This is a genomic window from Archangium gephyra, assembly GCF_042230915.1.
Lineage (GTDB): Bacteria > Myxococcota > Myxococcia > Myxococcales > Myxococcaceae > Archangium > Archangium gephyra_B.
Genome location: NZ_CP102578.1, coordinates 11,427,283 through 11,441,392, shown reverse-complemented (window position 1 = coordinate 11,441,392; position 14,110 = coordinate 11,427,283). Strand labels below are relative to the sequence as shown.

Here is a 14,110-nt window from a genome sequence, read left to right as displayed (position 1 = left end):
CGCGCCTTAGAAGCGCACCCGGGCGGTCAGATTGGCCGAGCGGCCCTCCGCGGGAACCGCCTGCCCCGCGTAGTACTGCTCGTAGTAGAGCGCGTCGCTGATGTTGTTCAGGTTGAGCTGGAGATCGACCCGGTTGAACAGCTGGTAGCTGGCGAAGGCATCGAAGCGCCAGAAGTTGGGCACCTTGACGAAGGCCACGTTCTCCGCGGTCGGGTTGTTGGCCACCGTCACGTCCTGGTACACGGCGCCGGCACCAATCGTGAGGTGCTCGAGCGGGGTGACGGTCGTCCACAGCGAGAGGCTGCGCGGCGGGGTGCTCGGCAGCGACTGGCCCACGATGAACGCGTTGGTGTGCTCGAGGATCTCCGAGTCCAGCTGGGTGTAGTTGGCGATCACCCTCCAGGTGCTCGTGAGGCTGCCCGTCACGCCGACGCTGAAGCCCTGCACGCGCTGGGCGCCCTCGAGGATCGTCGGGGGACCCGAGGGGTCGGTGTTCGGCACGCGTGCGTTCGTCTTGTCCACGCGAAAGACCGCCGCGTTCAGGCCCAGCCGGTCCTCGAACAGGTCCGTCTTGGCGCCGATCTCGATGGTGCTGTTGCGCTCCGGCTCCAGGTTGACCGTGCCGGTGGTGAGCACGCCGACCTCGGCCGACGGGTTGGCGGACGTGCCGTACGTCGCGTAGATGCTCGTCTTCTCCAGCGGGTGCACGAGCAGGCCCACGCGCCAGTTGAAGAGGTTGTCCTGGCGCCTCAGCTCGGTGCGCGTGCGCGCGGCGTCCTCCGCCACGTACTTCGTGTCGAACACGTCGAAGCGGGCCGAGCCGAGCACCTCGAGGTAGCGGGTGATCTGAATCTGATCCGCCGCGTAGGCCCCCACCGTCCACTGCCGGCTCTGGTTGGCGCTGGCGAAGATGGGGCTGACGGCCGAGAGGTCGGGCTCGGGGTTGGGGTTGAACAGGTCGGCGGTGATGTTGGGCCCGGTGGGCAGCCCCACCGCGTTGAGGTTGTTGCGGCTCTGCTCGCGCGTCTCGAAGGACAGCTCGAGCCCGGCGTTCGCGGTGTGCTTGAGGAAGCCCGTCTGCAGCTCGCCGCGCAGGTTGAGCTGGTTGGCGAGGTAGGTGTTGTCCGTGTTGGTCTCGAAGCGCTGCCGGCCGATCGTCGTCGGGGTGCCGCTGGTGGGCGTGAGCCCGCGGGGCGCGGTGGGCAGGGCGTAGCGGTCCACCCCGCCAACGCGCAGCGAGTTGGTCAGCTGGAGGCTGTCGCCGAAGCGGTGCTGGAGCTGCGCGGTGCCGATATGGGCATTCACCCGCTCGGTATCCAGGCCCTTCACGCCGTAGAAGGCCGTGCGCGGGACGTCGAGACTCGTCGAGACGGGGTACCCGTTGAAGTAGGGGTGGCCGTAGTCCGGGGTGCTGTCCTCGCGCTGGTAGAGGTAGTCGAGCTCGAGCGCGGTGCTCTCGCCCAGGGCGATGCGCGCCGAGGGGGCGATGCCCGCGCGGTTCTCCGTGACGTTGTCACGGCCCGCCACGCCGGAGAGCTGGCCCATCGCATTGAGGCGCACCTGCACGTGGTCGTTGATGGCCTCGTTGATGTCGGCCTCGACGCGGCCCGAGGGCGCGCTGCCGCCCGACAGGCTCACGCTGCGGAAGGAGCGCCGGCCCGGCTTCTTCGTGACGAGGTTGAGCGCGCCGCCCGTCGAGCCGCGGCCGAAGAGGACGGCGGACGGGCCGAAGTAGACCTCGACGCCCTGCAGGTTGAAGGTGTCGCGCGTGAACCAGCCCAGGTCGCGCACGCCGTCGCGGAAGGTGTCCGTCTGCGCCGAGAAGCCGCGCAGGTTGAAGGAGTCGCCCTGGCGGCCGCCCTCGCCCGCGGCGATGGTGATGCCGGACACGTTGCGCAGGGCATCCCGCACCGACGTCGCCTGCTGCTCCTGGAGGACCTCGCGGGAGACCACGGTGACGCTCTGGGGCGTGTTCACCAGCGGCGCCGGCAGGCGCGCGAGGCTGCTCTCCGGGGCGTGGTAGCTCTCCGGCTCGGCCGTCTCCTGCACCTGCACGGTGGGCAGCACGAACGTGTCCTGGGCGCCCTCCTGCGTCTGCTGCGGCGCCGGGGCCGGCTGCTCCGTGCGCGGCGCGTCCGCGGGAGGCGTCGTCTCCTGCGCCAGTGCGCCACCCGCCGCCAGCGCCGACGCGAGGCCCACCGCCGCTTGTCCCAGCGGCCACAGCGCACCCCGCACGCCTCCGGCAGTGCCCTTCGTCGAGCGGATGCCCGCCTTGTTGTTCTTCGTGGAAGACATGCGTTTCCTCAATCCTTCTGGAGTCTCGTGCGGGTCCGGCCAGCGGGTGCTCAGCTCGGCCTCGGCCTGAATTTGAGAATCATTCTCATATTCAGGATTTGGTCGGGGGTCAATGTTTTTCGTCTGGCTTTACCGCGCGCGCGGAGGGCGGCTCCGCGCGGTGCAAGCAATTGACAGGGCCCCTCAGGCCGCCGTCTCGGACTGGGCCGGAGCCGGCTCGGGCTCCACGGCGGTGGCGCTGGGGCGGCGGCGCGGGAAGAAGCGCCTCCAGGACAGCGCGAAGCCCGTCCACACGAGCAGGACCCCGCCCAGCGAGGCGATGGCGGCGAGCAGCTGGCCGAACCACCCGAGGGCCTCGCCCGTGTGCAGGAAGCGCATCCACGAGCGGGCCTTCCGGCCGAGGTTGTAGTCCGCGAACGTCTCGCGGCGCAGCACCTGGCCGGTGAAGGGATCCATCGAGACCTGGGCGGCGGCGAAGAGCGGCCACGCGCCCTGCTCGCGGATGGCGAAGGTGAGGGCCTGCGGGCCCTGCGCCTGAGGAGCGGGAGCCTGGCCCTGCGGACCCTGGGGCGCGTTCGGACGCTGTCCACCGCCCAGGCGCACCGTGATGGTCTCCCAGGCGGGCACCTGCCTGCGGGCCTCGGCGAAGAGCGGCTCGAGGCCGATCGGCTTCGCACCCTCCGGCGGGGTGGGGACCTTCACCGCGGGCGCGGCGGCCGGACCCTGGGCGGCGGGCGGCTCGCTGCCGGTGAGCTTGAAGACGAGGTCCGAGGCCCACTTGTAGGAGATGACCATGCCCGTCGTCGTCAGGACGATGAGCACGGGCAGGGCCCAGAAGCCGATGGTGTTGTGCCAGTTGAAGTCCCGCGCCTTGCCCTTGAGCCCGCGCCGGAACCAGAGGGTGGGGCGCATGGCCCGCAGCGTCCACTTGCGAGGCCACCACAGGTACAGGCCGGAGATGGCCAGGAAGAGGAAGGCGGTGTTGGCCACGCCGGTGATGGCCTTGCCCACGGGGCGGTTGTCACCCTGCGCGCCGAGCCACCGGTGCCACTCCTCCATGACATGGAAGAACGAGCGCCAGCCCTTCGCGCCCTGCTCGCGCACCTCGCCCGTGTAGGGATTCACATAGACGCCCTCGGCGCGGCCGGTGAGCACCAGCACGGCCGAGTCCGGCTCGGGGTACACCGTCACGCCCGAGGGCTGCGCCTTCGGACGGGCGGCCTTCACGCGCGCCAGCAGCTCGTCCACGGACAGGCGCGGCGCATCCGGGGCGGGCACCTGCACCCGCCGGGCCTCGCTGTCGGCCCAGCCGACAATCTCGGATTCGAAGGCGATCGCCGCCCCGGTGAGCGACATGACCGCGATGACGAGCCCGGCGATGACGCCGGAGACCAGGTGGGGCCAGAAGATGATCTTGCGAAGGGTGATGCTCATCAGGTGCCTCGGAGTGCGGAGCCCCCTCCGCGCGTCACTTCTTCAATTCAGGGAGAACTGGACGGGGATCTCGACGATGACGCGCACTGGACGCCCCTGGCGCCCCAGTGCCGGCGAGAAGCGCCACTGGCTGACGGCGGAGATGGCCGCGGCGTCGAGCTCGGGGACCGAGCGGATGACGCGCGTGTGCTCGGGCTCCACCCGCCCATCCGTCCCGATGATGATGCGCACCAGCACGAGCCCCTCGATACCGTCGGCCTTGGCCCGCCGGGGGTAGCGCGGCTTCACCTGCTGGAGCACTTCCGGAGCGCGCGCCACCTGCTTCAGCTCGAGCGCCGCGCCGCCCGTGGCGCCCACCAGTCCGCCCTCGCGGCCATCGAGCACGCCACCGACGATTCCCGCGACCACGCCCTCCACTCCCGGGCTGTCCGTCGCCACGTTTGAGGCCGGCTCCTCGGGGGCCGGCGCGGGGTCCTGCTGCGTCTCGGGGTTCGCCGTCTCGATGGGCGGCTCCACGGGCGCCGGCGTCTTCACCGTGAGCGCCGGAAGGGTGCGCGGGGCGCGCGTCCTCGCCTGGCGCTGCACCCGCTCGGGCACCACGGCGTGGGAGGCCGAGGCACGGGAGGCCGCGGCGGGCGGCGGTGGGAAGGAGAAGAACACCACCTCCGGCTCCTCGGGGAGCGCGGCGGCGGGCGGGGCACTCGGGGGCATGGCCAGCCACGCGAGCGCCACCCCGGCGTGGACGAGCACGGCGATCAGCATCGCCCAGCCCCACTCCCCTCCAGCCGCGGCGGCCTCGCCCATGCGGAAGAGGCCCACGGCGGGCCGGACGCCCTGCTGCTGCTGGGCGGTGGGGGCCACGTCCTGCATCCCGATATGGAAATTGAGAATCATTCTCAGTTGCACCCGGGGGCAGAAATATCCCACGTCAAGCGGGCCGTCAACGAGACGGGGTGCGAAAGGGGGGCAGGCGGCCGGGAAAGTGGCCAGGGGCGGACGCTCTCAGGGCTCGGCCCATTGCCTCAGGAGGTTGTGGTAGACGCCCGTGAGCATGACGAGCGAGGGGCTCTTGGGCACCTCCTTGTTGAGCTGCATGATGGCCATGTCGAGGTCGAAGAGCAGCGAGCGCTGCGAGACGTCGCGCACCATGCTCTGCACCCAGAAGAAGGACGCGAGCCGGACGCCGCGGGTGACCGGGGTGACGTGGTGCAGGCTGGAGGCGGGGTAGATGATGAGATCCCCCGCGGGCAGCTTCACCGAGTGGCTGCCATAGGTGTCCTCGACGACGAGCTCGCCGCCGTCATAGGAGTCGGGGTCGGAGAGGAAGAGGGTGGCGGAGACGTCGGTGCGCAGGCGCATCGGCGTGCCGGTGATGGGGCGGATGGCGTTGTCGACGTGCGAGCCGAACGTCATGCCCACCTCGTAGCGGTTGAAGAGGGGCGGGAAGACGCGCTGGGGCAGCACGGCGGAGACGAACAGGGGGCTGCGCTCGAGGCCGCGCAGGACGAGGTCGCCGAGCTCGCGCGCCCCGGGGCTGTTCTCCGGGAGCTGGAGGTTCTTCTTCGCCTGGGCGGACTGGTGGCCGGCGGTGCTGCGGCCATCCTCCCAGGCCGCCTGCTCGAAGACCTCGCGGCAGCGGGTCACCTGCTCGGCGGTGAGGACGTTGGGGATGTGAAGCATCATGGCGGGAAAACCTAACCAGAAGCTGCCGTCGTTCCCAGCGGGCATACTCCCGCCCATGCTCGCGACCCTGCTCGTCCTCTCCGTTCTCCAGTTCTCCCCGGTGGATGCTCCCCGGCTCGACGTGGAGCCGCCTCGTGGGTTGAGTCTGCTGGCGCCGTCCGTCGCCACGCCCCCGGACTACGGCCTGCTCTCGCACCAGCACGAGCCCGGCAGGCCCGCGCGCTCCTCGCGCTTCTCCTTCCTGCGCGCCTTCGGGGAGCTCTTCACCGGCTTCGGCTCCCAGCTCGTCGTGGGCTCCGGCTTGTGGGCCGTGGAGGTCATCACCCTCTTCGGCGCCACCGTCCTCTCCTCCGCCTTCACCGGTGGCGACGGCGCCGACTTCGTCCTCGGCGCGGGCACCCATGCGATGATCGTCCTCAACGGCGCCATCCTCCCGCTCCTCAGCACCATCCCCATCTGGCTCATCGCCAGCACGGACCTCGGCTACTCCCACAGCTTCATCTGGACGTGGCTCTCCGGCGTCGCCACCTACGCCGTCTTCTGGTCCGTCCAGTACAGCCTGCCCTCGCGCCACGGCGGCCTCGAGCTCGTCCTCTGGCCCACCCATGTGGCCAGCTGGTTCCTCGTGGCCCTGGCGCAGACCGTCGTCATCAACCTCACCAAGGAGCGCTCCTCCTCCTTCGCGGCCAGGGCTCCCACCGGCGCGCTGCTCAATGTCGACGGTGCGCGCGTCTCGGTGGGCGCGCCGCTCCCTGTGCTCGCCCCGGACCTGTCTCGGCCCGGCCGCGTCGTGCCCATGTTCTCGCTCGCGCAGGGCCGCTTCTGAGTCCCCCGGCTGCTCGTCTGGAGAGCACACGGCCTTCGGGAGTTGCGGTTCTCCCTTGTTTTCTCATATGACGAGAGGTGGACACCGGAGGTGGACCGTGTCGCCCTCTGTCTCGCGTCGTTTCAGCCCGGGTCTCGTACCGGGGTTCCCGCTCGGGCTGTTGGCCCTGGTGCTCGGGCTGCTGCCCGCGGCGGTCCGCGCCGAGCCGGACGTCTTCGGCCTGGGCAATGGACAGCATGGCAGCCTGCAGGTGAGGAACCCGGGCGTCGTCATCAACGACGCCACGGCGCTCACCGCCGAGGCCGCCGCGGGGGCCACCGTGCTGAGCGTGGCGGACGCCTCGGCCTTCAAGGCGGGCGAGCTGGTGCTGGTGCTGCAGATGGGGGAGGAGCTGCCGTTCGACGCGCTCCGCGCGGCGGTGGACGAGCTCGACACACGGGGCTCGGGCGCGGGCCGGTGGGAGCTGGCGCGCCTGGCGGAGGTGTCGGCCGGGGTGCTGCGTCTGAGCGCGCCGCTGGTGAAGCGCTTCGCCGCTGTCTCCCAGGTGGTGCGCGTGCCCGAGTACTCGGACGTGCGCATCGTGAACTCGGGCTCGCTGCGGGCGCGGCCCTGGGATGGGCGCAGCGGCGGCGTGCTGGCGTTCCTGAACACGGGCACCGTCTTCAACCAGGGCTCGCTGGAGGTGGACGGGCTGGGCTTCCGGGGCGGCTCGGCCGAGACGGGCGTGGCCGGGGCGCTCTACGACTGCGCGGCGCAGGATGGGACGGCTGCGGGCGGAGGCGGCGCGCGCAAGGGCGAGGGGCTCGCCGGCCTGGGCGATGGCACTCCGCGCAGCGGGTATGGCCGGCTCGCCAATGGAGGCGGAGGCGGCAACTGCCACGACGCGGGTGGTGGAGGCGGAGGCCATGTCGGCCAGGGAGGGCAGGGCGGCCGTTCCTCGCAGGAGGCGTCGGAGCGTGACGTGGGAGGCCGTGGCGGCTCGGCGCTGCGCTATGCGCGGACCGAGGAGCGGCTGCTGCTCGGCGGCGGCGGTGGTGCGGGCATCGAGGGCTCGTCGGGAGGCGCGGGCGGCGGCATCGTCTTCGTGCGGGCCCGGGAGATCCAGGGCCCGAAGCCTCGTGGATTCATCACCGCCAACGGCCTGGGCGCGCCCTCGGCCAGTGGCATGCACGGAGGGGGTGGGGGAGGAGGCGCGGGTGGCACGGTGCACGTGCGGGTCGCGGAGCAGCTTGGCTGCACGGTGCTGTCGGCCAACGGTGGGGTGGGCGCGGACAGTGATGCCTCTCCGGGGGGAGGCGGCGGAGGCGGGCTGCTGTTCATCCAGGCCGCGGGAGGCGTGCCCGCGGACTGTACCGCCACGGCGAGCGCGGGACTCTCGGGTTACACGCCCGAGGGCACCCGGGGCGCCGAGCCCGTCGCGGCGGGAGATCCTCTCTACGAGGGCCGTCAGGACGTCCTCGCGCAGGCCTTCGCCGCGCCCGCGGTGCCTCGCTGGGTGTCTCCCGGAGCCGGGGAGGGCGTCGCCGCGAGGCCCCGTCTCGAGGGGAAGACGGCGCCCGGTGCCACGGTGCAGGTGTTCCTCGATGGCGAGCCGCTCGGTGAGCCCGTGGTGGCGGACGACGCTGGCGTCTTCGTCCTCGTGCCTTCCACGGATCTCGCGGAGGGGGCGCATGAGGCGTCCGCCTGGGCCGAGCAGTTTGGCTTCAGGAGCGCGCAGTCGGCGCCCCTCGGCTTCACTGTCGGGGACCTCGTGCTGCGGGTGGGCTTCGGGTGTGGCGTGGCCTCGGGAAGCGGAGCGTGGGGGCTCGGGCTCGCGGTGCTCGCGCTGGTGCTGCGCGGCGCCCGGCGGGGAGCGGCGAGGGGCTGAGCGGGACGCTGGCCTTCGAGCGCCTACGTGTCATCCCGATACCCGTCAGCCATGGAGAGCGGGTAGAGGGCGCGGTGGTTGACGTTGGGGTGGTACGCCGCCAGGTAGAGCTCAGCGCCAATCTTCACCCACGCCCGTCTGGCGGGGTTGGGTTGTGCCCGCAGCCAGGCCTCCGCCTCTTCGTGAGTGGCGAAAGAGGCCGTGGCGACGGGGGGGCTCACTCCCTCGAGGTCGACGAGATAGTAGTTGATGCTCCGGGCTGCCGGCAGCCGACGGAAGTTCGTTTCGCGATCATACATCACCGCGTGATAGTCATTCCCGATCAGGATGTCGGCGAAGCAGGGTGGAGCGGGGTGGTTGTCGAGCCACGCTTGCGCCTCCTGCTTCGTGTTGAAGGCGGCCACGACATAGGGCGGTGCGTGCGCCTCGACGTGCTCCAGGTACCGGTTGAAAGCCTCGTACTGGCCGGTCACCGAGATGAACCGAAGCGTATCGAGGATGACCTGGATCAGCTCGTCCTCTCCCCTGGCATCGGGGTCGTCGAGGAGCTTCGTGAAGAACGCCGCCGTCTTGCGCATGCGCTCCTCGAGCGCCGGGAAGTCATCTCGAGGCTGCACGAGAGCAACGGAGGGAAGACCCTTGCGGAAATCCTCGAAGGGGTAGCGCTGGCCGGTGTCTTGAACGAAGAGGAGGGCGTCTCGCGCGAGGCCGAGAATGCGAGCCTGCTCGGGCGGCTGATCCTCTCTCCATCGCTTTCCAATCACCTCTTGAGGGTGCTGGAGAATGGTTCGAACCTTCATGGTTGTGAGACCGCGAACTGAGGCGCAGCGGGGATATCGTGTGACGCGAAGAGCAGGGCCGGTGCGAGGATGAGACCCCCGCTTCCCGTGGCAACGACGACGAACGCCACCCCAGCGATGACGACGGCGGCTCCCACCAGGAGTTTCTCACGATTCTGCTTCAGCCAATCCACGGCCCCGCCAATCGCCGTGAATTCGACAGCTTCGGCTGTGGCCAGGTCACGAAGGTCACAGCAGTCGCGGTAGGCGGGAAAGCACTTGTCGCGGCATATTTTTTCCTTGGACCACTCGGTCGCGTGCGTCCAGTTCTTGCCCTTGAGTGAGCCCAAGCACATCTGCTGACACTGCTCGAACTCGTCGTCACAGTCGCGCGTCCAGGCGGCCTGGACGACGTGCCCTTCCGTGAGGCCGTTTCCCGCTCGGTATGGGGAGTATCTCGACAGGTCGAAACCGCTGAGGGGCTTCCACGAGTGCGTCACCTGGCCGCCGGGCGCCTCTTCGATGACGAGCACGTAGCGGGAGAGGTCCTTTGCGCCTGTAGGGCCGGGCGGGGCCGGGTAGCGGGCCGCACCACAGGAGACGAGCAGGAGGAAGAGGCTCGCGGCCATGAGCCGTCGAGGAATCGAGATCCGTTCCATAGGTGCGAGCGCGGCCTTTATCACGACCACACGCGTGCCCACGGACCTGTTCCCAGGACCCCGCTCGCTCACTCCAGCATTGATGCAGCGCGCCAAGCCGAGCCTTCCCAGGTCCGGACCGCACACCGGTTTGGTGGGAATTCCTGATTTACATGGACATGCATGAGGTCTCCCTCCTACCCTCCGTGTGCTCCCTGGGCGCCCACGCGCGGAATCGAGACTGAGATGAAGAAGCTCTTCCTGGCTGTCATGACGATGGTGATGGCGATCGGCTGTTCGAACGGGCCGGCGCAGGTGGTGGATGAGGCGGAGGGCTTCGCGCTGCTCCAGCGTGACGCGACCACGCTCGAGGCCTCCTACCGCTCGGGCGGCGCGTCCGTCCGCATGCTGGTGGTCGAGACCTCCGCCAACGTCGTCGAGGTCACCTACGACTTCGGAGATCCGGTCATCGGCTTCCACCTCGACTACACCCAGGGCGTGGGCAAGTTCATGCCCGAGGGCAACGCGCTCGACGCGGCGCAGGCCCAGCTCATCACCCCCCTGCTCGAGGGCATCTCCCAGGCCGTGCCCGTGGAGGGCCAGCGCACCCGCATCGAGGAGGCCGCGATGCGCCAGACGAGCTTCATGCAGATCGTGCCGACGGGTGAGCTGCTCTCGCCGTACCAGTACGTCTCGGCGCGCGGCTGGACGCACATCTCCTGCTCCTGCGGCAGCCAGAACATCGGCGGCTACACCCGCCAGGCCGGCATGGGCTGCGGCTGCACCGGCGGCTCGGGCCAGGGCTGCAAGGGCCGCTGCGGCCAGGGCTGCGGCATCACCAGCACCCCCGCGTGCGTGGGCACCACGGCGTACACCCAGGACTGCGCCAAGCACGACTACGGCCTCGGCAGCTTCACGGCCGCTTCCGATGACTACTCGTTCGCCAGCAACAACTGCAGCTGCAGTGGAGTCGGCACCTGCTACTAGCTTCCTCTCGCAAGACCTTCGCCGCGCTGGCCGTCCTCGTGGGCACGGCCCTCGCGTGTAGCAAGGCCTCCAATCCCTGTCCCGACGGTGCACAGCTCCATGGCCGTGCGCCGCCGGAGGGGACGTTGCAGTGGTGCGCGAAGCCCGACGGCAAGAAACACGGCCGCTGGGTGGAGTGGCACCCCAACGGGAAGATCAAGACCGAGGGGCCCTACGTCGACGGCAAGATGGAGGGCCGCTGGGTCAGCTACTTCGACACCGGCGTGAAGCAGTTCGAGGGCGAGTACCGCGGCGGCCTCAAGCAGGGCGTGTGGACCCTCTACTACGAAGAGGGACAGAAGAACCGCGAGGAGGTCCATACCGCCGGCTCGCAGGAAGTGAAGTGGACGGCGTGGCGCTCGGACGGGAAGAAGTGGGCCGAGGGGACACTGCTCGCGCAACGTGCGCAGGGCCCCTATTCGGAATGGCACCCGAACGGAGTGCTGGCCGCCCAGGGCAATTACGCGAATGGCGAGAAGGCCGGGGAGTGGAAGTACTGGGACCTCGACGGCATGGCGTCGGTCGAGGCACAGGGTGACTTCTCGCGCGACTGAGCGCTCTTCGCTCGGGCCCGCCGCCATGCTGCTCCTCCTGGTGGCGGGCGCGTGCGGCGTGCCTCCCGCGCCCACGTCCTCGCTCGCCGTGGAGCGGCAATCGGTGCTCGGCGGTGTGTTCGAGCCCGGCTCTCCGGCTGTGGGGGCGCTCGTCCCGGTGTCGCCGCTCTGTGGCGAGCCGGACGAGGCCTCACCCGTCATGTGCACAGGCACGCTGGTGGCGCCCCGGGTCGTCCTGACCGCGGCGCATTGCGTGGAGAGTCCCGATGTCTCGCAGGTGCTCTCGGTGGTGTTCTCGCCCGAGTCGGCACGAGCGCTCCCCGCCGAGCGGGTGCGTGTCATCGAGGGCCGGCTGCACCCCGCCTTCAACGCCGTGGAGAACGACATCGGTGTGCTGATCCTCGCCGAGGACGCGCCCGTCGCGCCGGTGCCGCTGTCCGGGCTGACGCTGCCGGCGGACGTGGTGGGGCGGAGCACGCGGGTGGTGGGCTTCGGCCTCGATGACGAGGGCAGGACGGGCATGCGGCGCAGTGGCACGGCCCGGGTGACGGCGGTCGAGCCGGGGACCTTCTCCATCGAGGCCTCGCCTGGGATGTCCTGCGGCGGCGACAGCGGCGGCCCCCTGTTCCTGGACATCGACGGTGCCGAGCGCCTCGCCGGCATCACCTCGTATGGAGACCCCTCCTGCACGAGGGGCATCAACATGCGCGTCGACGTGCATGCGGCCTTCCTCCAGGCGAGCCTCGATGACGTGGCACGGGCCCCGCCCTCGCGGCCGCCGTTCGAGCCCTCGGTGGATGCGTGCACGGCGCACTGCGAGGGACATGCCGATTGCCCGCTCGGGATGGCGTGCGTCCCCCGGCCCGGTGGGGCGAAGAGCTGCGCGGTGGCGGGCCTCGAGGCGGGCCGCTTCGGCGCGGACTGCACCGGGCCCGAGGGGGAGCGGTTGTGCGTGAAGGCGGGTGGGGCGTGCCGGTTGTGGCTGCCGTGTAACGAGCCCGAGCCCGAGCCCGAGCTGGAACTGGGCGGGGGCGGCTGCGCGGTCACGAGGGACAGCGGTGGCTCGGGCACCGTGTTCGCCGTGCTGCTCGCACTGGTGGCGAGGGCCGCCCGCTCCCGGATGCGTCGCCAGGAGGGGTCGCGCTCACCGCCTCCGGGCGCTCACGCCGCCGGCTGTCACGCGGGGTAGAGTGGTGCTCGTGGCGAATGTCTTCCGAGTCCAGGTGACGGCCTCCAGCTCCCGAGGGGCCGCGCTGGTGTTGGCGCGGGCGCTCCAGCTTCCCTTGGAGGCGGCTCGCCAGCTCCTGGCCGAGCCTCGCGTCCTGCCCAGGGACCTGGAGGAGTCCGAAGCGCGGCAACTGGTGGCGTCTCTCCAGCAGCACGGCGTGGCCAGCGAGCCGGTGCCGGTGGTGGGGCTTGGCAGTGCGTTGTGCGCCACCCATCCCTCCCTGGCCGCGGATGCGCCCTGCGAGGACTGCCGCGCGCTGGTGTGCGTGCTGTGCAGGAGCCCCGAGGGCCAGCCGCTCTGTGCCCGGTGCCGTGCCCAACGGGCTCGCCGCACCCGGGCGAAGTGGTTGCGCGTCTCCGTGCTGCTCGCCGTGCTGGTGCTCATCGTGCACTGGGGCACCTCGCGCCAGCGCACCCGGGAGCGGCGCCTGACGTGGGCGCGGCCGTTGAACGTGGCGGTGGTGCTGCTCGCCCGTGGCGAGGTGAAGCCCGAGGTGCGCGAGGCCTGGCGCGAGGGCGTGGGGCGGTTGGAGGACTGGCTCGAGCGCGAGGCGGGCCGCTACCGCTCGGACCTGGGGCGCCCGGTGCGGTTCGTCCTGGCCGGTCCCCAGTCCGCCGCCGGGTTGGACCTGTCGCCGCCCGAGGACTCGCTGGTGGCGCGGGCCCGCCATGCGTGGACGCTGTCCCGCGCCCTGTCCGCCGTGGATGAGGCCGCCGGGTTGTCCTCACTCGCCTTGGATGCCCGCATCTACGTGATGCTGGAGCCGCCGGGGGCGAACGGCGAGCGCTTCGTGGAGGGCATGGCCGAGGCGGGCGGCTCGGTGGGGCTGGTGCGCGGGTTGTTGGAGGAGACCGGGCTCACCCTGGAGCTGACGGCGGTGGCGCACGAGCTGCTCCACTGTCTGGGCGCCGCGGATGCCTATGACGAGCAGGGTCATGCGCGCGTACCGGAGGGGCTGGTGGAGCCCGGGCGCGAGCCCCTCTACCCCCAGCCCGCCGCCGAGGTCATGGTGGGCGAGGTGCCGCTGGGCGAGGCCCAGGGCCGTCTGCCCGCGTCGCTGGAGGAGGTCCGCGTTGGCCCCGCCACGGCGGAGGCCCTGCGCTGGGGCCCGTGAGTCCGGCGCGAGCCCGGCTCAGCCGTACTCCTCGTTCATGGAGGCGAGCTCGCGGCGGCCGAACTGCGCGAGGACGACCCGGCGGCGGCGCCCGGACTCGTTGCACGCCCCGGCATGCCAGAGGTGCGAGCTGAAGACGATGACGTCTCCCGCTCGGGCCTCGAGCACGCGCTCCCCGGGGTGGTGTCCCTGGGGTTGGGCGCACGGGCCGCGCGGCATGCGGGCCCAGCGGTGACTGCCGGGCACGATGCGCGTGGCGCCATTGTCCCGGGCCATGTCGTCGAGCACCCAGAAGGCATTGGCGAGAATCTGCCGCTCGGGAGGGGTCGGGCTGCTCCAATCCACATGGAGCCCCTGGCGCCCGTGGCCTCGGGGCGGCGAGCGTCCGTGCAACCGGCGCACATGGACGTCGTCATCGAGCAGCACGCCCAGCGCGGCGAGGACACGAGGCTCGGTCCGGCAGATGGAGAAGGCGGGCTCCGTGTCGAGGCCGGGTCCCCAGTTCGTGTTCGCGCCTTCGTTGGGCAAGGCGGCGGTGAGCCGCTCCCAGGCCGCGTGCATCGGCGCGAGCGCTTCGGCCGTCAGCACGCCCGGGAGCAGCAGCCAGCCCTGGAGCTCGAGCTGCCGCCGTTCGGTGGAGGAGAGGGAGTCCATACCGCGAAGGAT

At 70.9% G+C, this 14,110-nt stretch carries 13 protein-coding genes; 6 read left to right on the top strand and 7 right to left on the bottom strand.

Translation table 11 applies throughout. From position 1 onward, the window contains the following. Positions 1-6: 6 nt before the first annotated feature. The 4 genes from NR798_RS45255 to NR798_RS45240 form a co-directional block, all read right to left on the bottom strand. The gene (locus NR798_RS45255) at positions 7-2,295 is read right to left on the bottom strand and encodes a TonB-dependent receptor (protein ID WP_375768849.1); all 2,289 of its coding nucleotides are present in this window, start codon (positions 2,293-2,295) and stop codon (positions 7-9) included. A gap of 183 nt (positions 2,296-2,478) precedes the next feature. After that, entirely contained in the window at positions 2,479-3,729 is a 1,251-nt protein-coding gene (locus tag NR798_RS45250) for a PepSY-associated TM helix domain-containing protein (protein WP_375768848.1), read from the bottom strand. A 42-nt stretch (positions 3,730-3,771) separates the two neighbouring features. Further along, entirely contained in the window at positions 3,772-4,623 is an 852-nt protein-coding gene (locus NR798_RS45245; RefSeq protein ID WP_375768847.1) for a TonB family protein, read from the bottom strand. 108 nt (positions 4,624-4,731) lie between these two features. Then, on the bottom strand, positions 4,732-5,412 hold the full coding sequence (locus tag NR798_RS45240; protein WP_375768846.1) for a Fe2+-dependent dioxygenase: 681 nt from the start codon (positions 5,410-5,412) through the stop codon (positions 4,732-4,734). A 55-nt stretch (positions 5,413-5,467) separates the two neighbouring features. Between NR798_RS45240 and NR798_RS45235 the strand changes: the two genes are divergently transcribed. Further along, positions 5,468-6,238 (top strand): hypothetical protein, encoded by a 771-nt coding sequence (locus NR798_RS45235; RefSeq protein WP_375768845.1) that lies wholly within the window; start codon positions 5,468-5,470, stop codon positions 6,236-6,238. 97 nt (positions 6,239-6,335) lie between these two features. Beyond that, entirely contained in the window at positions 6,336-8,105 is a 1,770-nt protein-coding gene (locus NR798_RS45230) for a hemagglutinin (RefSeq protein ID WP_375768844.1), read from the top strand. Positions 8,106-8,128: 23 nt separating this feature from the next. Here NR798_RS45230 and NR798_RS45225 read toward each other — a convergent pair whose 3' ends face one another. Together NR798_RS45225 and NR798_RS45220 are read right to left on the bottom strand one after the other, a co-directional pair. Beyond that, positions 8,129-8,905 (bottom strand): hypothetical protein, encoded by a 777-nt coding sequence (locus NR798_RS45225; RefSeq protein WP_375768843.1) that lies wholly within the window; start codon positions 8,903-8,905, stop codon positions 8,129-8,131. After that, entirely contained in the window at positions 8,902-9,585 is a 684-nt protein-coding gene (locus NR798_RS45220) for a hypothetical protein (RefSeq protein WP_375768842.1), read from the bottom strand. Before NR798_RS45220 ends, NR798_RS45225 begins: the two co-directional genes overlap by 4 nt. Positions 9,586-9,768: 183 nt before the next feature. On the opposite strand from NR798_RS45220, the gene NR798_RS45215 reads away from it, so the two are divergent. The 4 genes from NR798_RS45215 to NR798_RS45200 all read left to right on the top strand — a co-directional run bounded on the left by NR798_RS45215 (position 9,769) and on the right by NR798_RS45200 (position 13,444). Next, complete coding sequence (locus NR798_RS45215) at positions 9,769-10,509, top strand: hypothetical protein (RefSeq protein ID WP_375768841.1); 741 nt, start codon at positions 9,769-9,771, stop codon at positions 10,507-10,509. A gap of 125 nt (positions 10,510-10,634) precedes the next feature. Further along, complete coding sequence (locus tag NR798_RS45210) at positions 10,635-11,102, top strand: toxin-antitoxin system YwqK family antitoxin (protein ID WP_375768840.1); 468 nt, start codon at positions 10,635-10,637, stop codon at positions 11,100-11,102. A 25-nt stretch (positions 11,103-11,127) separates the two neighbouring features. After that, a complete protein-coding gene (locus NR798_RS45205) occupies positions 11,128-12,291 on the top strand; it encodes a trypsin-like serine protease (protein ID WP_375768839.1) in 1,164 nt (387 codons plus the stop codon). A 10-nt stretch (positions 12,292-12,301) separates the two neighbouring features. Beyond that, on the top strand, positions 12,302-13,444 hold the full coding sequence (locus NR798_RS45200; protein ID WP_375768838.1) for a B-box zinc finger protein: 1,143 nt from the start codon (positions 12,302-12,304) through the stop codon (positions 13,442-13,444). Positions 13,445-13,462: 18 nt separating this feature from the next. Here the strand turns inward: NR798_RS45200 and NR798_RS45195 are convergent, their stop codons facing one another. Then, entirely contained in the window at positions 13,463-14,098 is a 636-nt protein-coding gene (locus NR798_RS45195; protein WP_375768837.1) for a phytanoyl-CoA dioxygenase family protein, read from the bottom strand. Positions 14,099-14,110: the final 12 nt, after the last annotated feature.

Coding starts and splice junctions, on each gene's coding strand:
- NR798_RS45255 (WP_375768849.1), bottom strand. CDS start 2,295: ATGTCTTCCACGAAGAACAACAAGGCGGGCATCCGCTCGACGAAGGGC.
- NR798_RS45250 (WP_375768848.1), bottom strand. CDS start 3,729: ATGAGCATCACCCTTCGCAAGATCATCTTCTGGCCCCACCTGGTCTCC.
- NR798_RS45245 (WP_375768847.1), bottom strand. CDS start 4,623: ATGATTCTCAATTTCCATATCGGGATGCAGGACGTGGCCCCCACCGCC.
- NR798_RS45240 (WP_375768846.1), bottom strand. CDS start 5,412: ATGATGCTTCACATCCCCAACGTCCTCACCGCCGAGCAGGTGACCCGC.
- NR798_RS45235 (WP_375768845.1), top strand. CDS start 5,468: ATGCTCGCGACCCTGCTCGTCCTCTCCGTTCTCCAGTTCTCCCCGGTG.
- NR798_RS45225 (WP_375768843.1), bottom strand. CDS start 8,905: ATGAAGGTTCGAACCATTCTCCAGCACCCTCAAGAGGTGATTGGAAAG.
- NR798_RS45215 (WP_375768841.1), top strand. CDS start 9,769: ATGAAGAAGCTCTTCCTGGCTGTCATGACGATGGTGATGGCGATCGGC.
- NR798_RS45205 (WP_375768839.1), top strand. CDS start 11,128: ATGCTGCTCCTCCTGGTGGCGGGCGCGTGCGGCGTGCCTCCCGCGCCC.
- NR798_RS45195 (WP_375768837.1), bottom strand. CDS start 14,098: ATGGACTCCCTCTCCTCCACCGAACGGCGGCAGCTCGAGCTCCAGGGC.